We start from the raw sequence: 1,396 nt of genomic DNA on the forward strand, positions 1-1,396 counted from the left end.
TCATGAACATTTTCTCTTGACAGAAAGGAACAGTATGCCTAAACTCAAACAGTGATTTTTTTATGGATATTTTTTGATGAATTTGAAATTAAAATATATGTTTACAGTATTGACAATAGGAATATTTACCGCACAACAGGCTGCACAGGCTGGGAATGATGCTGAGGATGAAAAAAATCCACCTCTCCAAAATCAGAGCGTTCCCAATGGTGCTCCCCAAGCGCAAGAAAACCTACAGCAGCAAGGATTTCAGCAAGACCATAGTGTACAGGATAAGCAGGTTTGGTACAAAACACAAGTTGAAAGGGTTGAGACTAAGATTCAGGAAATTGTGCAGAGTCAAAAAGAGCTTGCGGTTCTAAGTGAGAGGCTTGATAAAAACTGGACACAGGTTGAGACAGCCAGCCAAACTATTCAAGCGCGTCTAGAAGAGTGTAAAGGTAACATTGAAAAAAATCAGCAGTTTCTGGAAGCATTGAATGTTTCAAGACAAAAAAATAAAAATTATCTGGAGGGGTTGTATTCGGAAATACAGAAAAATAGGGAGATTCAACAAAGCTGTGAAAGCGAAAAGCAGGACATTCTAAACACGCGTGCAGCTAGGGCTCAGGCAGTGTGTGTTCCTGAAAATCAGGAGCGCCAACAGCAAAGCCAAATTCAGGAGATTACACAGAGTCTTGAGAATATCCATCTTGAGCAAGGGGTAGACAGTGGTGATAATCAGGGTTCAGCGCTTGAAGCAGATAAAAAGCTCCAAACAATTCTCGAAAAGCTTCAAAAGGTACTTAATGCACAAAAGGAAGAGTACGAGAACATCCAACATAGGATAAAAAAATGCGAAGATTTGGATTCTAAGTTGCAGGGTGGTTTAAAATTCTACGAAACGCAGGATCATGTGCTGCAACGGCTTAAAAAAGAGCTTGAGAATGAAGCACTTGAGCTCCCAGAGCAGCGGAAACAAATTCAAAATCAGTATCAAATTTTTAAACAAAACAGAGAAGAACTTAAGAATACTCAGGAAAAATTTGAGAAGATCCATCGTCAATTACTAGATATAATGATTCAGCAAGGTTCAAAAAGAATCCACGATCAGTCTCAGTAAACGTGAAAAAGGTAACAAGATCTGAAGGAGAGGGTGTTTTTCGAGATCAAAATTCTTAAAAACAGAGCAAAAATTTGTCTTCTGGGAAAGTAGCCCGAGAAGAAAATTATCCATCGCGCGACTGTAATCGGCTACATAAGAAAGTTTATTGCTTTCAGAGCGATGGTTACCGGTGGGTTCCCTGGCCCAACCTGAATGGTTTCTTGTTAGAAAAAGTATAGTAGAAGTCGTTAAATTAAGACCTTTTGAAATATGCTAAAAGAATGTTATAAATTCATCAATAGACTCTAGTAC

Annotated in this window: 1 protein-coding gene; it reads left to right on the forward strand. The window is 38.7% G+C overall.

The window, feature by feature from the left end; genetic code table 11:
- The first annotated feature begins 76 nt into the window (after positions 1-76).
- Positions 77-1,102, forward strand: a complete 1,026-nt coding sequence (locus HCUR_RS00685; protein WP_129591794.1) for a coiled-coil domain-containing protein — start codon at positions 77-79, stop codon at positions 1,100-1,102.
- Positions 1,103-1,396 lie beyond the last annotated feature (294 nt).

The organism is Holospora curviuscula (assembly GCF_002930195.1).
In the GTDB taxonomy this organism is placed as follows: Bacteria; Pseudomonadota; Alphaproteobacteria; order Holosporales; family Holosporaceae; genus Holospora; species Holospora curviuscula.